The organism is Algibacter sp., assembly GCF_049667265.1.
Lineage (GTDB): Bacteria > Bacteroidota > Bacteroidia > Flavobacteriales > Flavobacteriaceae > Algibacter_B.
The window spans coordinates 1-2,642 of sequence record NZ_JBATHX010000134.1 but is presented as its reverse complement, the minus strand read 5'-3'; the positions used below and the strand labels follow the sequence as shown (position 1 = coordinate 2,642).

Sequence of the window (2,642 nt, the reverse complement as noted above, 5' to 3'; positions counted from 1 at the left end):
GCTTCTGGGTTTTCAAAAGATGAATGCATAGTTATTGAAGATTCAACAAACGGGATTAAAGCAGCAAATGCGGCAGGTATTTATTGTGTTGGTTTTGATAGTTTTCACTCCAAAAATCAAGATTATTAAACTGCAAATATGGTTGTTAAAGATTTTAAAGACATTGCCTTTAATAAGATATCGAACGTTTTTTAATCTTTTTCTTTTTCTTTCTTTGCTTTATTTATAATAGCTTTTAAGCGCTCCTTCAGTAATTCAGCTTCAGCTTTCTTTTTATTTTTCTTCTTATCCATTAATTTGGAATGCTTCGCTTTATTCTTCGTATTCTTTTCTCTGCCGGTTTTAGCCATAACTACTATTTTGTTTTTAACAACTTATTCTGCTCCTCCATCAAGTCTGTAAGTTTAGATAAAAGCTCAATGTCCTTAGGCGTTACGACGGTTTCATCTTTAGTATCTTGTGCTCTATTTCGTAGCCTATTCATAAACTTCACCACAATAAAAACAGTAAAACCAATAATTAAAAAATCTAACATAGCTTCACCTAAGGCACCATAGCCTATAGCAACCTCATCGGTAATATTTTTACCTGTGGTGTCCACTACGGCTTCTCTAAGTATTATACGCTTGCTTTGTATATTTGCACCGCCCGTTAATAAAGACAATGGTGGCAGGAATACTTTTTTAACCAATACATCAATAACTTTGTTGAATGATGCACCAATTATAATACCAATGGCCATATCCATCATATTTCCTTTAACAGCAAACTCTTTAAATTCTTTGAATAGTTTCATATCTCTATTTTTTTATGAAGCAAAGATATCAGATTGTAATTTCTTGTTAAAGTAACTTCATAAAATATCAGCGCCTTTACTTATAATTTTAAATATCATCTTTTAAGCTAATATTTTTAATTATTAGCTAATTAACTAATATTATTAATTATTAGCTTTTAAGCTAATAATTTTGCTATTTTGAATAAATATTTATACATTTGATTATATTTTTATCATAATTTATGACAAGCATTATAACAGGCGACATAATAAACTCTAAAAAAAGCACTCCAGAAAACTGGTTGGACGCTCTTAAAACTATTTTAAAAAGTTTTGGAAACTCCCCAAAAACATGGGAAATATATAGAGGTGATAGTTTTCAATTAGAAATTGAACCTAAAGATGCCTTGCAAGCCTGTATCCTTATAAAAGCAACCATCAAACAATTTGAAAATATAGATGTCAGATTAGCCATTGGAATAGGTGATAAAACATACCAATCAAAAAACATAACCGAATCAAACGGAAGTGCCTTTGTAAACTCGGGCGAGTGTTTCGAGAACCTAAAAAAAACAACATTGGCTATAAAATCACCATTCGAGTCATTCGACACAACCATGAACCTCATGCTCGATTTAGCCCAATTAACCATAAATAACTGGTCCAGCACCTCAGCAAACCTCATAAAAACAACCTTAGAAACGCCAAATTTAACCCAAAATCAATTGGCCGAAATTCTAAATAAAACCCAAGGAAATATTAGTCAAGGTTTAAAACGAGGTGGCTACGACGAGATTTCAAAATTACTCCACTACTACAAAACCAAAATACAAACCCTATGTTAGCATTAGCCATAAAACTTATCCTTGCGCACCTTATTGGCGATTTTATATTTCAGCCTAATAAATGGGTACTTCATAAAGAAACTCATAAGCATAAATCAAAGTATTTATACTGGCATATTTTAGTGCATCTAGTAGCATTAATAGTGGTTTTGCAATTCGAATTTAAATACTGGTTAGCCTTGGTAATTATTCCCATTTCGCATTATGTAATAGATGTTATTAAACTGCACCTCATGCCAAAATTGAACAACCGTTTACTATTTGGTTTAGATCAAATGGCGCACCTATTAATAATCGCCTTAGTAGTCAGAATTTACCAACCCTATGTTATTGACATCAACACCCTTTTCACACCACAAATACTATTATTCATAACCAGTTTACTTTGCATCACCAAAGTATCCTCCATTATCATGAAAACCATCATCTCAAAATGGGATTTATCAGAATACACCAAAGAAGCTTCCCTAGCCGATGCCGGCGCATATATTGGCATCCTAGAACGCCTATTCGTATTCATGTTTATAATCACCAACCATTGGGAAGGTGTTGGGTTTCTAATAGCCGCCAAATCCGTATTTCGTTTCGGTGATTTATCAAAAGCAAAGGACCGCAAACTCACCGAATACATCCTAATAGGCACACTCCTAAGTTTCGGACTAGCCATAGCCTTCGGAATAAGCTACGAGTACATTCTAACCTTAATAGAAAAATAATTTGGGCGTTACCCGAAAAGGGTCGGGCTTTCCGCTACAAGTCCTCGCACCTCCTTCGTCGGGCTGTGGGCTTTCCGCTTCAATCCCTGCCTGCCGGCAGGCAGGCCTAACGCAGGGCAAGTGTGCAGTTGGCAGTCAATAGATTACTTTAAAAAACTTTCTTGAGAAAAAAAACCTACTTCTTATAAAACTTAGCATACCCACGATAAGCAAAAGCACCTAATACAGCAACAATTCCACAAGTAATGGCAATAAATTTAACACTCACAATCTGGTCGCCACTAGCATAACTATGCAATCCGG

5 protein-coding genes are annotated in these 2,642 nt (G+C 34.6%); 3 read left to right on the top strand and 2 right to left on the bottom strand.

The genetic code is table 11. The features are described 5' to 3' along the window. A partial coding sequence (locus WBN21_RS04870) for an HAD-IA family hydrolase (RefSeq protein WP_424198162.1) occupies positions 1 to 129 on the top strand: 129 nt, incomplete at its 5' end. A gap of 62 nt (positions 130 to 191) precedes the next feature. Here the strand turns inward: WBN21_RS04870 and WBN21_RS04865 are convergent. Next, positions 192 to 350 (bottom strand): hypothetical protein, encoded by a 159-nt coding sequence (locus WBN21_RS04865; RefSeq protein WP_424198161.1) that lies wholly within the window; start codon positions 348 to 350, stop codon positions 192 to 194. Between the two features lie 5 nt (positions 351 to 355). Next, on the bottom strand, positions 356 to 796 hold the full coding sequence (mscL, locus tag WBN21_RS04860; RefSeq protein WP_424198160.1) for a large conductance mechanosensitive channel protein MscL: 441 nt from the start codon (positions 794 to 796) through the stop codon (positions 356 to 358). 224 nt (positions 797 to 1,020) lie between these two features. Between mscL and WBN21_RS04855 the strand changes: the two genes are divergently transcribed. Together WBN21_RS04855 and WBN21_RS04850 are read left to right on the top strand one after the other, a co-directional pair. After that, positions 1,021 to 1,623, top strand: coding sequence for a transcriptional regulator (locus WBN21_RS04855; protein ID WP_424198159.1), 603 nt, complete (start codon positions 1,021 to 1,023; stop codon positions 1,621 to 1,623). Next, positions 1,617 to 2,339 (top strand): DUF3307 domain-containing protein, encoded by a 723-nt coding sequence (locus tag WBN21_RS04850; RefSeq protein ID WP_424198158.1) that lies wholly within the window; start codon positions 1,617 to 1,619, stop codon positions 2,337 to 2,339. The genes WBN21_RS04855 and WBN21_RS04850 overlap by 7 nt, the downstream gene beginning before the upstream one ends. Positions 2,340 to 2,642: the final 303 nt, after the last annotated feature.